The 16948-nt window shown below is 36.3% G+C and carries 10 protein-coding genes and 1 pseudogene; 9 read left to right on the top strand and 2 right to left on the bottom strand.

Features of this window, described 5'->3' with window-relative positions:
• Positions 1 to 424 precede the first annotated feature (424 nt).
• The 6 genes from ACIPKN_RS19400 to ACIPKN_RS19375 all read left to right on the top strand — a co-directional run bounded on the left by ACIPKN_RS19400 (position 425) and on the right by ACIPKN_RS19375 (position 11034).
• Entirely contained in the window at positions 425 to 1891 is a 1467-nt protein-coding gene (locus ACIPKN_RS19400) for a UDP-N-acetylmuramoyl-L-alanyl-D-glutamate--2,6-diaminopimelate ligase (RefSeq protein WP_400939136.1), read from the top strand.
• Between the two features lie 326 nt (positions 1892 to 2217).
• Complete coding sequence (locus ACIPKN_RS19395; RefSeq protein ID WP_400939133.1) at positions 2218 to 3795, top strand: peptide chain release factor 3; 1578 nt, start codon at positions 2218 to 2220, stop codon at positions 3793 to 3795.
• 235 nt (positions 3796 to 4030) lie between these two features.
• Positions 4031 to 7084, top strand: coding sequence for an efflux RND transporter permease subunit (locus tag ACIPKN_RS19390; protein ID WP_400939130.1), 3054 nt, complete (start codon positions 4031 to 4033; stop codon positions 7082 to 7084).
• Between the two features lie 18 nt (positions 7085 to 7102).
• Complete coding sequence (locus ACIPKN_RS19385) at positions 7103 to 8188, top strand: SDR family oxidoreductase (protein ID WP_400939128.1); 1086 nt, start codon at positions 7103 to 7105, stop codon at positions 8186 to 8188.
• 621 nt (positions 8189 to 8809) lie between these two features.
• On the top strand, positions 8810 to 9574 hold the full coding sequence (locus ACIPKN_RS19380; RefSeq protein WP_323652949.1) for a TerC family protein: 765 nt from the start codon (positions 8810 to 8812) through the stop codon (positions 9572 to 9574).
• A 104-nt stretch (positions 9575 to 9678) separates the two neighbouring features.
• Positions 9679 to 11034: a TrkH family potassium uptake protein gene (locus ACIPKN_RS19375; protein WP_142510000.1), complete on the top strand. Its 1356-nt coding sequence runs from the start codon at positions 9679 to 9681 to the stop codon at positions 11032 to 11034.
• 465 nt (positions 11035 to 11499) lie between these two features.
• Here ACIPKN_RS19375 and ACIPKN_RS19370 read toward each other — a convergent pair whose 3' ends face one another.
• Positions 11500 to 13239: a B12-binding domain-containing radical SAM protein gene (locus ACIPKN_RS19370; protein ID WP_400939123.1), complete on the bottom strand. Its 1740-nt coding sequence runs from the start codon at positions 13237 to 13239 to the stop codon at positions 11500 to 11502.
• 315 nt (positions 13240 to 13554) lie between these two features.
• On the opposite strand from ACIPKN_RS19370, the gene ACIPKN_RS19365 reads away from it, so the two are divergent.
• The 3 genes and pseudogenes from ACIPKN_RS19365 to ACIPKN_RS19355 form a co-directional block, all read left to right on the top strand.
• Complete coding sequence (locus ACIPKN_RS19365) at positions 13555 to 14916, top strand: ATP-binding protein (RefSeq protein ID WP_400939207.1); 1362 nt, start codon at positions 13555 to 13557, stop codon at positions 14914 to 14916.
• A gap of 122 nt (positions 14917 to 15038) precedes the next feature.
• A complete protein-coding gene (locus tag ACIPKN_RS19360) occupies positions 15039 to 15485 on the top strand; it encodes a MarR family winged helix-turn-helix transcriptional regulator (protein WP_142509997.1) in 447 nt (148 codons plus the stop codon).
• 303 nt (positions 15486 to 15788) lie between these two features.
• Positions 15789 to 16036, top strand: a pseudogene (locus tag ACIPKN_RS19355) (IS1595 family transposase); the annotation flags it as partial.
• 179 nt (positions 16037 to 16215) lie between these two features.
• On the opposite strand, the gene ACIPKN_RS19350 reads toward ACIPKN_RS19355, so the two are convergent.
• Positions 16216 to 16911, bottom strand: a complete 696-nt coding sequence (locus tag ACIPKN_RS19350; RefSeq protein WP_400939120.1) for a hypothetical protein — start codon at positions 16909 to 16911, stop codon at positions 16216 to 16218.
• Positions 16912 to 16948: the final 37 nt, after the last annotated feature.

Below are 16948 nucleotides of genomic sequence, written 5' to 3'. Positions count from 1 at the left end.
CATGACACCTCACTTTTTTTGACACCCGCAGAAATAGGGGAACTCAGTCTAAGAACCCCACATCCTGTGGCACTTTATTTGTGCGAAAGCGAAGCGACAGCAACAAATGTTTTCTGTGCGAAAGCGAAGCGACAGCAACAAATGTTGCCGATGCAAAATTGATCTGCTCTCCAACGTATATTTCCCATTGTGCTTGTCGATAAATGCCGTTTTTTGATATGTTAGGTAAATTACGGTGAAATATTAAAAATATATTAAAATGATAGCGTTTTCATTTTAAAAACGTTCGTACAGGCATTTTATTTATCGGTGAATAAGTAGTAAAATAAGATCATTAGAATGTGGGGGTATTCATCTTGTCATTTTTTGTCGAATAAACAATAAATGATGAAATGAATGTAGAGATTGATTGGAGGACTATGAAATGTATGCAGAGGAATTGTTGAATGCATTACCTTTGAAAAAAATAATTGGAGTGCTACCTGACCAAGTAAGTGATATTGTAATTGATTCACGAAGTGTGCAACCAAATAGTATGTTTGTTTGTATAAAAGGTTATACAGTTGATGGTCATGACTATGCACAGAAAGCTGTTGAAGGTGGCGCAACAATTGTTGTAACAGAACGAAAATTACCATTAGCAGAAAATATTGCACAAGTCATTGTGAAAGATTCGGATCGTGCAGTTGGCTTGTTAGCTGCAAAGTTTTTTGACTATCCGTCGAAAGATATGGCAATGATTGGCGTAACAGGGACAAACGGAAAAACATCAGTAACGGGTATTATTCAAAATATAATGCATGGTATGGGTGAGAAATCGGCATTATCAGGAACAATCGGCTTTAATTTAAATGGTATTTTATATGAATCTGCAAATACTACGAGCGATGCATTATCGACTCAACAAATGATATTCCGTGCAAAAATGGAAGGCTGCAGATTAATGACTATGGAGGTATCTTCACACGGTTTAGCACTTGGACGTCTAGCTGGGGTAGAATATGATGTAGCTATTTTTACAAATCTTACACATGATCATCTTGATTTCCATGGTACGATGGAGGAATATGGCCATGCGAAGGGCTTAATGTTCTCTCAACTTGGACAAGACTTAGAAAAGAATAAATTTGTAGTGTTAAATGCTGATGATGCTTGGTCAGAGCGCTATGCAGCGATGACACCATTTCCTGTATGGACATATGGTTTGAAAAATGAAACAGCTGATTTCCGAGCTATTAACTGTGAGTATCATGATTTCATGACATCTTTTGACGTTGAAATGCCAGAGGGAATATACCATGTAAAAATGCATTTGCTCGGGGAATTTAATATCTACAATGTGCTTGCCGCTATGGTAGCTTTTTATGGCCGTGGTTATTCAATGGAAACAATCATTGAGCAAATTGAGCAATTACCACCAGTGAAGGGCCGCATGGAGAAAGTTTGTTCAGATTTACCAGTGCAGATTTTTGTTGATTATGCACATACACCTGATGCCATTGAAAAGGCAATTTCTTCAGCAGAACCATATAAAAAAGGGAAGCTTATTTTCCTAGTTGGTACAGGTGGCAATCGTGATAAATCAAAACGTCCAGCAATGGCAGAAAAAGCATCAGCCGCTGATTACGTTATTTTAACGACAGATGACCCACGCTATGAGGACTATGATAGTATTACAGGTGATCTTGCTAAAGGGATGCTTCATGAAAATTATGCATGTATAGGAGACCGTGCTGATGCGGTGCGTCATGCGATTGAGGTTGCTGAACCAGGGGATATGATTATTTTTGCTGGTAAAGGCCATGAAGATTATCAAATTATTGAGAATACGAAATATCCGCATAGTGATGCAGATATTGCAATAGAAGCTGGCCACTTAAAATTTGTATAATATATGATCTCCAATGAGGATGTTAGAGCGTACTTGATAGGGTGAACGGGAAAGCATGCAAAAATGCGGTAAGTTCACCATACTTAGAGAACCCTTTTAGTTCGTACTAAAGGGTTTTCTTTTTGGGTACTTTTGGTGAATGTCACAATGTTATCAAACGAGTGAGTAGATGGACAGAAAGGGTAGTCATCGAAATGTTTGAGAAAACTATACATTGTCCCTCGCCAAAATGAAAACCTCTTTTTTGGGGAAATCATGTAAAAAGGTTGTAAGTGAGGCAAGTCTTCTTTTATTATTATTAAGTATGAAAAAAGGAGAATAACGAGATGAATTCAAATTTAGAAAAAGATATATTATCGCGTCGAACTTTTGCCATTATTAGTCACCCTGATGCTGGGAAAACGACGATTACAGAAAAGCTTTTACTATTTGGTGGTGCGATTCGTGATGCCGGTACAGTAAAAGGAAAGAAAACAGGTAAGTTTGCAACATCTGACTGGATGGAAATTGAAAAACAACGTGGGATTTCTGTAACTTCTTCAGTTATGCAATTCGATTATAACGGCTCACGTGTTAATATTTTAGATACTCCAGGTCACCAAGATTTCTCGGAGGATACGTATCGTACGTTAATGGCAGTGGATAGTGCTGTCATGATCGTAGATGCTGCCAAAGGTATTGAAGCACAAACTTTAAAGCTATTCAAAGTTTGTAAAATGCGTGGTATTCCAATTTTTACTTTTATCAATAAACTAGACCGTCAAGGGAAAGAGCCACTTGAGCTGATTGAAGAGCTTGAGGAGGTACTTGGCATTAATGCTTACCCAATGAACTGGCCAATCGGTATGGGTAAAGAGTTTCTAGGTATTTATGATCGTTATAATAAACGTGTCGAGCAATTCCGTACTGAGGAAGAAGAACGTTTCTTACCAATTGATGATAATGGGGAACTTGCAGTCGAGCATCCTATGAAGGTGACTTCTTATTATTCACAAGCAATGGATGACATCATGTTGCTTGACGAAGCGGGGAATGAATATTCTGAAGAAAAAATTCGTCGTGGTGAATTGACACCTGTTTTCTTTGGTTCGGCTTTAACAAACTTTGGTGTGCAAACATTCCTTGAAACATATTTACAATTTGCGCCAACACCACAGCCTCGAATTACTGAGGATGAACAATTTATTGATCCAGTTGATCATGAGGAGTTTTCGGGCTTCATTTTCAAAATTCAAGCAAACATGAATCCTGCACACCGTGACCGTATTGCCTTTGTGCGTATCGTATCGGGTAAATTTGAACGTGGCATGAACATGACTTTATCTCGTACAGGTAAATCATTCAAAGTGACACAATCTACACAATTCCTTGCTGACGACCGCGAAACAGTTGATGAAGCAGTTGCTGGTGATATTATCGGTTTATATGACACAGGCACTTATCAGATTGGTGACACAGTTGTAGGTAGTAAAAAGACATTCCAATTTGAAAAATTGCCACAGTTCACGCCAGAGTTATTTGTTCGTGTCACTGCGAAAAATGTTATGAAATCAAAGCAATTCCATAAGGGGATTTTACAACTAGTGCAAGAAGGCGCTATTCAATATTATAAAACGTTGCATACAGAAGAAGTTATTCTTGGAGCAGTTGGTCAATTACAATTTGAAGTTTTTGAGCATCGTATGAAAAACGAATATAATGTTGAAGTGAAGATGGAGCCAATTGGTTCGAAAATTGCAAGATGGATTGAAAACGAAGAGGATGTTAAAGAATCGATGTCTTCAGGTCGTTCAATGCTTGTCAAAGACCGTTTTGATAATCTTGTTTTCCTATTTGAAAATGAGTTTGCTATGCGTTGGTTCGCTGATAAAAACGAAGACATTAAACTGTATAGCCTTTTATAATGAAAAACACGAATCGACATGTTGCGATTCGTGTTTTTTTACAAGGGAAATTAGAGCTTTATGTAGAATATATACAGTATTAGGAAATATAAGGTTCAGTAAACAAATTGCATCTCCTAATTTTCGCGTTGTGCTATATATTAAACCTATAATACATGGAGAGGTTACCAAATTTATAAAATATCCTCCTGTTCGGGTATTATAGAAAGGAAGAGATTAAAAGGAGCTTGTAATAATGAACATTAGTAATTTTTCTATTAAAAGGCCTGTTTTTACAATAGTTACGATGTTGTTAGTCATTATATTAGGTGGCGTTTCATTATTGAAAATACCTATTACGCTTATTCCAGAATTACGTCCACCTATAGGCATCGTTGTTACCAATTATCCTGGTGCAAGTCCAACAGAGGTTAATGAGAAAATAACGAAGCCCTTAGAAACAACACTCGCCACCTTACCAGGGATAAAAAAACTACAGTCTACCTCTCAAGAAGGGTCCAATTTAATTATACTCGAGTTTGATTGGTCAACCAATATTGATGATGCTCAGCTCGATATTTTACAACGCATCGATATGACCCCTTTACCGAATGATGCAGAGAAACCTAACTTTTTAAAATTTGATCCATCACAATTTCCTATAATACAACTTTCACTACGTGCGGAAAATGACAATATAGATGTACGTTTATTGGCGGAAGCCTTGGAAAAAGAACTTCGTCGAACAGCAGGTGTCGCAAGTGTCAATATTTCTGGCAAGCTGATGGAAGAAGTTCAAATAACTTTAGATGAATCGATGCTAGTTGAAAAAGGATTATCGCAAGCAGATATTATTCAAATTATTCAATCGAACAATGTTTCTCTTCCTGGTGAACCAGTGTTAACGGCAGACGGGAAGATGTTAACGACACGTATTTTAAGCACTATAAATTCGCTTGAAAGCATTGCTGATTTAATCATTTCAGTAAATCCACTAGATGGTAAAGCATTAACAGTAGGAGAAGTAGCGACTGTTGAACGTGTGGAACAAAAATCTGTAACTACTACACGAGCAAATGAACATCCTGCGGTATTAATGTCTGTATTACAGGAATCGGGTGCTAATACAGCAGAGGTTTCAAAAGCTTTTAAAGAAGCTTTAAATGAATTATTAACAAAGAAGCAATATCAAGGAATCGTTGCAGACGTACTGGTGGACCAAGGGAACTACGTGGATTTAGCCATTAGTAATATCGGATCTTCTTTACTTCTAGGTGGATTATTTGCAATGTTCGTATTGTTTGTCTTTCTACGTAGTGTGAAAAGCCCTATTATCATTGGCATTGCGATACCATATTCAGTGATTGTTACATTTGTTTTAATGTTTTTTGCAAATTTTTCACTCAATATTATGACGTTAGGGGCGTTAGCACTTGGCATCGGTATGTTGGTTGACAATGCCATCGTTGTTATTGAAAACATTGAACGACATTTAGGACTTGGCAAGGATCCGAAAACAGCAGCGAAAGAAGGGACAAAGGAAGTGGCACTTGCGATTACTGCTTCCACTCTAACAACTATTGCAGTATTCATTCCTGTAATGTTTATTGAAGGTTTAATAGGACAAATTTTCACAGAATTTGCATTAACTATTTCCTTTAGCTTAATTGCTTCTTTAGTCGTTGCGTTAACGGTTGTCCCAATGCTTGCAAGTCGTCTTTTAAAAATGAAATCTACGAATATTTACGAAAAACGTATTGAGTCATCTTTTTACAAGCGCTACAAAACATCAATTATTTGGGTATTGCGTCACCGTATGCTTGTACTAATGTCAGCAGTTGTCTGTTTTGGGCTTGCGTTGTTTGGGCTTATGAAAATTGGTACTGAGTTTTTACCGCCAACGGATGAAGGGTTTGCCTCCATTAGTGTAAATCTAGAAAAAGGGGTAGCAGTATCAGAAACAGAAAAAGTTGTAGCGAAAATTGAAGAACGCCTAAAACAGGAGAAAGATGTTGACGTATATGTTAGCCTAATCGGTGGTACGCAACAGGCACAAGCACGGAGACAAACAAGTGCAAACCAAGCAGAACTATATGTAAAGCTTGTTCCTCTAGCAGATAGGAATCGTTCAATTTTTGAATTTGTAGAAGAGGTTGAGCGAGATTTGCATAAAGAGCTAGGTGAGCAAGTTGAAATCAACTTTAATGTCTCAACGACAACAGGATCGTCACCAAATACATTAACGTTCAGGTTAACAGACTCTGATGAGCAAAGACTTCAAAGCTCTGTTGATAAATTACAGCAGGAGCTATTAATGGTAAAAGCCATCACAAAAGTATCTACGGATTTAGATATTACTGTAAAAGAAATTCAAGTCGAAGTAGACCGAGAAAAGGCGAAGGACTACGGATTTGTACCCGCACAAATTGCTCAAACGGTCAATCAAATGACGAAGGGTCAGCTAACTACGCAAATAATGGCAGAGGATGGTGCTGTATTGCCTGTTTATACAGGCTTTGGACAAGTGTTTAATGATAGTATCGAGTCATTAAAATCGATGCAGCTTCGTTCCCCTGCAGGTTTATTTGTAAAGCTAGAGGATATTGCTACAGTTTCTGTCCAAGAGGGACCAGTATCGATAAGACGTTCTGATCAGGCGGCAGCGGTTGCATTTTTTGTCGAGTATGAAACGATGGAATCGCTCGGAGGCATCTCAGCAAAAGTGGACAAAGTATTAGAAAAAGCGAAATTACCAACTGAAACTCAAGTTGTCTTTAGTGGAGATCGTGAGCTTTACGATAGTGCGATTAATGATATGCTTTTAGCCGTGGCATTAGCAATAGTCCTTGTATATATCGTAATGGCTGCTCAATTTGAATCATTCAAATATCCATTCGTTATCATGTTCACAGTACCATTAATGATTATTGGCGTTGCCATTGCAATGTTTGCTACGAACACGTTAGTTGGTGTGACATCTGTTATAGGCATCTTAGTGCTAGTTGGAATTGTCGTGAATAACGGGATTGTACTTGTCGATTATATTAATCAACAAAAAGCTAGGGGAATGGCGACGTATGATGCGATTTTACTGGCTACCCAAGATCGATTTCGACCAATTTTAATGACTGCACTAACAACAATCTTAGGATTGCTACCACTTGCTCTTGGTATTGGTGAAGGAACAGAGATGAATCAACCGATGGGGATTGTAGTAATTGGAGGACTTGTGACATCAACTTTGTTGACATTATATATTGTACCGATTATTTATAGCTTAATGGATAAAGAAACTAGGAAGATGCGGTAAGTTCAGGGGGGATGAAAGATGGGGGTTCATTTTTTTACAGGTTTCCCAGGTTTTATTTCAAGTCAATTAATACGAGCGTTATTACGAAAAAAACAATCACAGGAAGTCATCGCTATTGTTTTAGCTGGTGAATTTGTAAAAGCAAATTTAGAAAGAGAAAAAATAGTAGCGGAGTTTCCAAACTGTTCTATTCGTATTGTAGAGGGAGATATTACATTACCGAATCTCGGTCTTGAAAATCAAGCAGTACAGGACATTGTACCTCAAATTGAGGTGCTCTGGCATTTAGCTGCTATTTATGATTTAGCGGTACCACGCGATCTAGCATGGAAGGTAAATGTGCATGGTACGACGATGGTCAATGATTTTGTTCGAACACTGCCGAACTTAAGACGCTATATGTATTTTAGTACAGCGTATGTAGCTGGTACACGTGAAGGTGTTTTGCGTGAAAATGAACTAATTCGTCCGCCCGCATTTAAGAATTATTATGAAGAAACAAAATATGAAGCTGAGCATCGAGTAGAAGATTTGAAATCAGAAATACCACTGACAATTATTCGACCTGGCATAGTACGTGGACATTCTGAAACAGGAGAAACGATTAAATTCGATGGGCCTTATTTCTTTTTAAATATGGTAGATAAGTTAAAGTGCCTTCCTTTTATCCCGTATATTGGACGATCAACTTCAACAATAAATGTGGTACCAGTGGATTATATTATAAATGCCTCGACTTATCTCGTTGATGAAAAATGTGCTGAAGGGAAAACTTTGCATCTAACGGACCCGAATCCTCATCCTGTGCAGGAAGTGTATCGTACGATGGTAAAATTATTAACTAACCATTATCCTAAAGGGCGATTACCGTTAATACTAGCAAGAACATCTTTACAAATACCACTTATTCGAAAATATCTAGGTGTTGAGCAAGAAACTCTAGACTACTTAGCTTGGAATGCTAAGTTCGATACATCCGAAGCAGTTACTATTTTGAAAAAGGGTAGTATTGCATGTCCCGATTTTATACTGACTATGCCTAGAATGATTGATTTTTATTTAGCGCATAAAGAAGATAAACGCTATCAAATTCAAATAAAGTGAAGCTTCAATTAGTGGACGGTGATAGAAATCGATGTTTACATCCAGTGCCATCTAGCAAACAAACAAGTTATCATTAATCAACTTCTTTCAGCGGGTGTCCAAACACCCGCTGAAAGAAGTTAAAGCCTCTGGCGGATGTCACGGAATCGAAAAGGAGTTCAATAGGAAGTTAGCCGTTATCGCATCCATGCGATAACGGCTAACTGACCTGCATCGGTGTTGCTGACGCTACGTTAGCACTGCGCTTTCGCACAAAAGACATCTGTTGCTGACGCTACGCTTTCGCACAAAAAATATTGTAGATTAAAAATGGGGTAGATAATTTTGCCACTCATATATGATAGTGCTATAATAAGTTTTCAGAAGAAAAATACCTTCGACGTTTTGTCAAAGGGGAGTAGCTAACAGATACGAGCGAAGTATCTGGATTCACATTCGTCATGACGTGGTTTTTTACCATCGGGTGTGATAAGCGAATAATTCCATACTAGCAGTATTCAACGACTAGTATTTATTTGCTTAGCGAGACCTTTGCCTTTTTATAGGGGCAGAGGTCTTTTCTTTTGTACTCGTATAGTAATGATTATTTTGGGTATACAGAGCTTTAGAGGAGGCACATGAATGGAATCAATTTTATTACAATACGGCTGGGTACTTATTGTACTTGTAGTATTAGAAGGGTTATTAGCAGCAGATAATGCAGTTGTAATGGCTGTGATGGTGAAGCACTTACCACGGGAACAACAAAAAAAGGCATTATTTTATGGATTATTTGGGGCATTAATTTTTCGATTCTCAGCACTTTTTGTCATTACAGTATTAGTGAATTATTGGCAAATTCAAGCGTTGGGAGCAGCTTATTTACTATTCATGTCTGCCAAAAATATATATGATTTGCGTCATAAAGGGGATTCAAACGAAGAATCTAACGATGAAGTGGGGAAAAAGGGCGCTGGTTTTTGGATGACAGTGCTTAAGGTAGAGGCAGCGGATATTGCATTTGCTATTGATTCTATGCTTGCTGCAGTTGCCATTGCTGTAACTTTACCGCAGGTAGGGAACTTTGATATAGGTGGCATCAATGGTGGACAATTTATTGTCATGTTACTTGGAGGGTTTATCGGAGTTATAATGATGCGATTTGCGGCACAATGGTTTGTGAAAATATTAAATGACTACCCCTCACTTGAGACCGCTGCGTTTTTAATTGTAGGTTGGGTAGGCGTGAAGCTTGTTGTGTTGACTTTGTCACATGAGAAGGTGGGCATATTACCTGCAGAGTTTCCGCATTCTACTGTGTGGGAGTTAACTTTCTGGATTGTATTAGTGGCCATCGCATTAGTAGGTTATTTAGTAGGAGTTCGTCATAAAAAACAAGTTCAATGATCTTTAAGAGGAATAGTCGTATCTATTCCTCTTTCTTTTTTGATGTATTTTTTCTATACTAATATCTATCGAGTTTGGCATCATATAAGGAAGGGGTTGTCAAAGTGCCCTGGAAAAGATCAAAGAATAGGCTTGTCACACCTTTTCAGGTACTTGTCTCTTATTATTTTATAGCTATAGCTATTTCCTTCCTGTTACTACTGCTACCAGGCGTTCATCAAGAAGGTGTTAAAGTTTCATTATTAGATAGCTTGTTTACTGCAGTAAGTGCAGTTAGTGTAACAGGTTTAACAACATTCAATATATCTGAAAGCTATACCACATTCGGGCTAGTGATGGTTCTTGTTATTTTACAGCTTGGCGCAATTGGCATTATGTCACTTGGTACCTTTGTGTGGTTACTTGTTGGGAAAAAAATCGGTATGCGTGAGCGTCAATTGATTATGATCGATCATAATCAATACAATTTGTCAGGGGTTGTTCAATTAATTCGGGAAATATTGAAAATCTTAATCGGTATTGAAGTGATGGGTGCGTTCATTTTAACTTTGCACTTTACTAACTATTTTGACACTTTTGAAGAAGCCTTGATTCATGGTGTCTTTGCCTCCGTTTCAGCTACTACAAATGGTGGCTTTGATATTACGGGTATGAGCTTACTTCCGTTTCATAACGATTACTTTGTTCAATTGATAACAATGGTGTTAATTGTGCTTGGTGCGATAGGCTTCCCAGTTTTGGTTGAAGTGAAAACTTTTTTATTAAATCGCCATGCAAATTTCCGCTTTAGTTTATTTACAAAAATAACTACCTCCACATACGCAATTTTATTTGTGGTAGGGGCTGTCGTTATTTTATTGCTTGAATCATTCCATTCCTTTAAGGGAATGTCTTGGCATGAGGCTCTGTTTTCTGCAATGTTTCATTCTGTTTCAACACGATCAGCTGGACTTACGACGTATGATGTAACAACCTTTAGTGAAGCGACAGATATTTTTATGAGCTTTTTAATGTTTATTGGTTCTTCGCCAAGTTCAGTTGGTGGAGGAATACGTACAACAACTTTTGCCATGGCCATTTTATTCCTAATTACCTTTTCGCGAGGAAGGGAAGATATTCAAGTATTCGGACGTGAAATACATTTAATTGATGTATTCCGCTCGTTTGTTGTTATTTTATTGGCATTCTTTATGGTATTAGTTGCGACAATTATTTTACTCATTACTGAGCCACACGCATCACTGATTCAAATAATCTTTGAAATTACATCAGCGTTCGGAACGTGTGGGATGTCTTTAGGAATCACTTCCGACCTATCGGTAGTTGGCAAAATTATCATTATGATTTTAATGTTTGTTGGTCGTGTCGGTTTAATTTCCTTCCTTTACACTTTAGGTGGCGGAGGTAGAGGAAAAAAATCTAATTACCACTATCCTAAAGAACGAGTAATTATTGGGTAAATTACTAGGAGAATAAAAAAGAGCTAATTCCGCTCTTTTTTATTATTTCCGATTAACCCTAAAAGCTTATTGAAATCCGTATATTAAAACGGAGACATTTAGAGATTATATCAGTAGAAAATCTATGCATAAAAAGTGTCTAAGATTGTTTAATTGACGAAAAAAAGGACGTTGCCACAAAATTGTCGAAAAATTTTAAATTGTTTTTTCCTGGTTATTACGATTATTTAATAGGTAATATTTACAATATTAGGGTGTTGGCAGGTTGAGGATTTCGTACTAAACTTTTTTAGGATAATTGTAATGCGCATAGAATATCTGTTGATTGTATTAAAGTTATGGTTATTACTGACAATGACACAAATAAATTGGTCATTTTAGATTACTGGAAAAGTTGAAAATTCCCGCTTAAATGGATGAAAAAAACGCTAGTCCTAAACTTTATTAAAGGACTAGCGTTTCTTATTATATAGAGTGGATTGTTGCAAAGTATGGTGCTTGACCGTGACGGAAGTAAGTTAATAAATAGCCGTTTTTTTGTACAATTTTGCCATTTGAGAAATTTTGGTAATCTACATGGTGCGGAATAATGAGCGTATGTTTAAATAACTCTTTTTCAGATAGATTGAAGCTGGCGAATTCCTCACCTGCAATTGTAGGGTTTTCACGCAAGGCCGTATAAAGTGCTTTCTGTTGCTCCTCTGTAGGGCGTTCCTTCCACCATAATTTACGTGGCTGGAACTGCTGTGCCATTAAATAATCTAGTTGCATGAGGCTTTGAATGATAGTTAAATTAACACCCTCTACAGTTTCTAAAAACATTAATAAACGACGGAATAAATCCTCAAGCTGATGACCGATACGAGACCAACCTTTTGTTTCCCAATAAGTACCGAAGTTTTGGAAGAAATCAAATGGTGTTTCAAACACTTCAGTTACTAAGTATTCAATTGTATGATCCATACGATGATCGTTCCAATATTTCTCAAGTACATCCTCTGCATGTTTAATGCGTACTATATCATCAAACGTTAAGACATTGTTTGAGAAAATCTCGTAAGGAGATTGGTCCACATACGTATAGCCGAATTTTTCAGCCTCTAGACGAAGGCCAGTACCGCGCAGAAGTTTAAGGAATCCAAGCTGTAATTCTTCTGGTCGCATTGCGAAAACATCATTAAAGGTTTGACGGAAGCTTGCATAATCCTCCTCCGGTAAACCAGCGATTAAATCTAAATGCTGATCAATCTTTCCACCTTCTTTGACCATCGTCACTGTACGTGTTAGCTTTTCAAAGTTTTGACGGCGCTTCACAAGAGTATTTGTTAAATCATTCGTTGATTGAACACCAATTTCAAAACGGAAAAGCCCTTTAGGTGCGTTATCATTTAAAAACTGGATAACTTCAGGACGCATAATATCTGCCGTAATTTCAAATTGGAATACAACCCCTGGCTTATGTTCATCGATTAAAAATTGGAACATTTCCATGGCGTAGCTGCGGCTTATATTAAATGTACGGTCGACAAATTTAATCGTACGTGCACCATTGTCCATCAAGAATCGAATATCTTCTTTTATTTTTTCTCTGTTGAAATAACGAACACCTACTTCAATAGAAGATAAACAAAATTGACAGCTAAATGGACAGCCTCGACTTGTTTCAATATATTGAATTCGTTTGCTTAGATGAGGGAGGTCCTCTTCAAAACGAAATGGACTTGGTAACTCACGTAAATCTATTTTGGGTGCTTGTGCGTGAATTCGTACTTTACCATCCTCTAAGTAGCAAATCCCTGGAACATCGTCTAATGCAATTTCTCCATGCAAATAGCGTAGTAACTGTTTAAAGGAAGTTTCTCCTTCACCCATAACAATGAAATCAACCTCTTCAATTTTACGTAACCAATGGTGGGCATCATAAGAAACTTCAGGTCCACCGAGCAAAATTTTAACATTTGGACAGACAGTTTTTAACATCTTGATGACGTGAATAGTTTCTTCAATATTCCAAATATAGCAACTAAATCCTACAATATCAGGTTTTTTTTGGAATAAATCTGATACAATATTAAAAGCAGGATCTTTAATTGTATATTCTGCAATAATTGGATTAAATTCTGGTAAAGCTGCACCTTTTAAATAACGCAATGCTAGATTTGTGTGAATATACTTTGCGTTTAAAGTAGTTAAAATAGTATTCATGCAATAATCTTCCTTTCAATTTCTAATTGTAACAGTCAAGTAGCTGTCATACAATATAATCCTTTTTGCCTATTTATTTTGTGAACAGTTCGTGAAATAATTTTTATACTTAAATTTACTAAATTTTGTAATAATAGATTCGTGCAGTCATAAAGTATAGTAAAGGCTCAAAATTCGATTAAGAGGTTTTTTACTCTTTTGAAAGGTTCGGTGAGAAAGTTGAAGCAAAATGATATTAATCAATGTTTTGGAAATCTTATGACAAGTACTTCGTCACCAACACTTATTCTTAATAAAGCAGGGAAAATTTTGAACGTGAATGAGGCGGCTATTAAACTTTTTAATCTCAATTCAACGTATATTGGCTATTTAACTATGGACGAGCCATCTAATTTAAATTGGGCGAAATTCGTTAAACAATTAGAAAATGATTTAAGATCAGAAGAAATCTTCAATATTCAAACAAATGGTAATGAGTATGAAATGATGTCCTTCAAATGTTTTTATGATCCAAACACAGAAGAAATTGTTGCGCAAATTTCAACGTTAAATAATGACATAGCTCATGAATTATATGTTAGTCAAGAGCAGGAGAGATCACAATCTCTCAATGCTTATGATCACTTACCGTATGCTGTTATTATAAGTGACGCTAGCGGGATAATTCTTGGGCTAAATAAGTATGCTGAAATGTTTTTAAGAACCGAAAAATCGCTGCTACTTCATAAGGCACATCAGCACATATTCGATGCATTTACATTGAAGAAGGGTCAAATTACAACATACCTTTCTAAACTGATGGGTGAAAAGCATGCAAGTATTCATGTAGTTGATGAAACTATAGTTACTAGCCCTTGCTATTATGAAATTTCGAGTATCTTTGATGAATATAATAATATTATTGTCACAGTCATTAATGATGAAACAGAAAAGAAACAACTTCAACATAAAGTTGAACATCAACAAGCTTTAAATGTTGTCGGTCAAATGGCTGCAAGTATCGCCCATGAAATTCGTAATCCATTAACTTCTTTAAAGGGCTTTACCGAATTGTTAAAACTAAATGCAGATGAAGAGTCACGCATGTATTTATCTGTCATCGATAGTGAGCTTCAACGGATGGAACAAATTTTATCCGAGCTTTTAGTATTGTCCAAGCCAACATGTATGAAAGTGGAATTATTAGAGCTAGATCACATTGTAAAGCAAGTGATTGAGTTTATGCTTCCAGATGCGCTTATGAAAAATATTATGATTCAATACATTTCTCCTTCTACACAAGTATACATTGGTGGCAATGAGAATCGTTTAAAGCAAGTATTCATGAATCTTATTAAAAATGCGATGGAATCCATGAATAATAGTGGAACGATCACAGTAGAAATGAATGTTATTGACTGTGCGATTGTAGAATTACTGATTAAAGACGAAGGTGTCGGTATGGACAGTGCTACCCTTCAAAACTTATTCCAACCTTTTTACACGACAAAATCAACAGGGACAGGACTAGGTCTTGCTTTCGTGAAAAAGGTGATTGAAGAGCATGAAGGTGTAATAGGTGTGAATAGTGAATTACAGAAGGGTACATGCTTCCACTTACAATTCCCGATTTACACATTTAATCAGATGGATACAATGGATGTTTCCACGAAAGATTCTGCTTATTTAGTAACATAAAAAGCGTCTGAGTGGTAAATTAAACCACTGTGAAAAACTTAAAATCAAATATTGCTTTTGACAATGCTTTTCTAATATCGCTATAATGGCATGTATAAAACGCGAATTGAGAGGAAAAGGATATGACGTCAGAAGATATAAAGCAATCTTTAAAATTATATATAGTATTATCACGTGCACATAAAGCGATTAATGAGATGACCCATCAATTATTTCAAGAGAATGGATTAAATCCTACTGAATTTGCTGTATTAGAGCTTCTTTATCATAAAGGAAGACAGCCATTACAGCAAATTGGCAATAAAATTTTGCTAGCTAGTGGGTCTATTACGTATGTCATTGACAAACTTGAAAAAAGAGGGTATTTATTGCGTGTCTCATGTCCATCAGATCGCCGTGTTACCTATGCAGAAATTACGGACAAAGGTGAAGCATTTATGGGAGAACTATTTCCAAAACATGAACAGCATTTACATGAATTGATGAGTGTATTATCTGTTGAAGAAAAAGGCCAAGCTATCACTTTATTAAAAAAATTAGGCCTGTCTATTAAAGACTTATCTTATTAAAAAAAGTTGTCTCAATGAGTTTGAGGCAACTTTTTTACGTTATTTTGGAAGAAGTTAAATTGTACTCCAACAAATCCCTCTTAAATCATTAGCGTCATAGATAAGGCAGGAGCGAGCACAGGCGAAGGACTAAGTATACTGAGTGCTTAAAGCCCACGTGATCGTTCCTAGTCGCTCATAGGACAACGCCTGCAGAAACGAAAATCAGCCTCATAATTATGCTATAAACCCTATTAAAAATAAAGGCTCTGTTAAAGAACGTTACTATTTGGAACCTGTTGAGCTTCTTGCTATAATCTCTAAGCTAAACATAGCGGCATTAGTCGAGAACAAGTTTTTGTACTCATTGCCAGAGACTGCTCAAAAGCAACTGTTTCCAAATTAGCTTGTATGGGGCGTGTTGTGAAAACATGATAATATGATTGGCTCTAATGTCATTTGTTAATGTTGGAGAGCGTACAATACAAATGCAAAAGAAAAAGAGATGGAACATTATCGTATGAAATCAAACCGATGGAAAGCGCGTTAAAAAAGGTTTATATCACATAAGAAAGTCTGAATATTCTATATCCTTGTAAAGATTATAAATCTATAGCTGATGACGAAAAATTATAATGATTGGTTTAGAAGATATATCTTAATTTAAATCAAAATCAGCATTAAAAATAACACAGTCAACATAAAAAAGACTATAGAGCAAACAAGTTTGTCTACAGTCTTATTTGAATAATTATTTTTTAGAAATAGTTGCTGCCATTTTAAGCATAGCATCTGCTAAATCTAATTCGTCGTTATCGTGAATTATTAGTTTTGTAATTAAACCATCTTTTTCAAAAACAACGCCGATTACTTTTTCTTTATCTTCTTTAAAATGTACAACATAACCCTCAATGTTTTTAATATCTTTAAATGCAGCTAAATCCTCAGAAGATAAATTTGATGGTTCACCAACAGCATTCATATAATCTTGCATAGATGTTTTTGCATCTTCATATTTTGTTTGTGATGCATCAATAGATTCGATACGCATAAATACGTCAGCATTGTCATTAGAAACTAACATGTCTTTACCTGGTTCTTCTTGGCTAAGTGTAAATCCAGGTAGTTGGTGTATTTTATAGTCTTGATCAGCACTTTTTGATTCCGTTGCTTTTTCAGTCTTGTCTACACCTTTTTGTACATATTTAACTTCTTGTTCTTTTTTAGTTGTATTGTCTTTATTGTCCTTATTTGTTTCATTTGATGCAGGCGTTTCTTGCGATTCATCTACAGTTGTATCCTTAGATGATGGTTGTTGCTGTTCAGTCGGTGTATTTGATGGCTCATTTTTTTGAGCATCAGAATCCTTTGTTTCAGAAGTATTACATCCTACGACTAAAACAGCTGTTAGTAATAATGCAGGTACAGAAAATAATTTTTTTTGCATGAAAAGCCCTCCCTTTCTTAATTAAACGCTAGTAAAG

Origin of the sequence: Lysinibacillus sp. NPDC086135 (genome assembly GCF_044746345.1) — a bacterium.
Taxonomy (GTDB): Bacteria; Bacillota; Bacilli; order Bacillales_A; family Planococcaceae; genus Lysinibacillus.
This window is presented reverse-complemented; position numbering and strand designations above follow the sequence as displayed.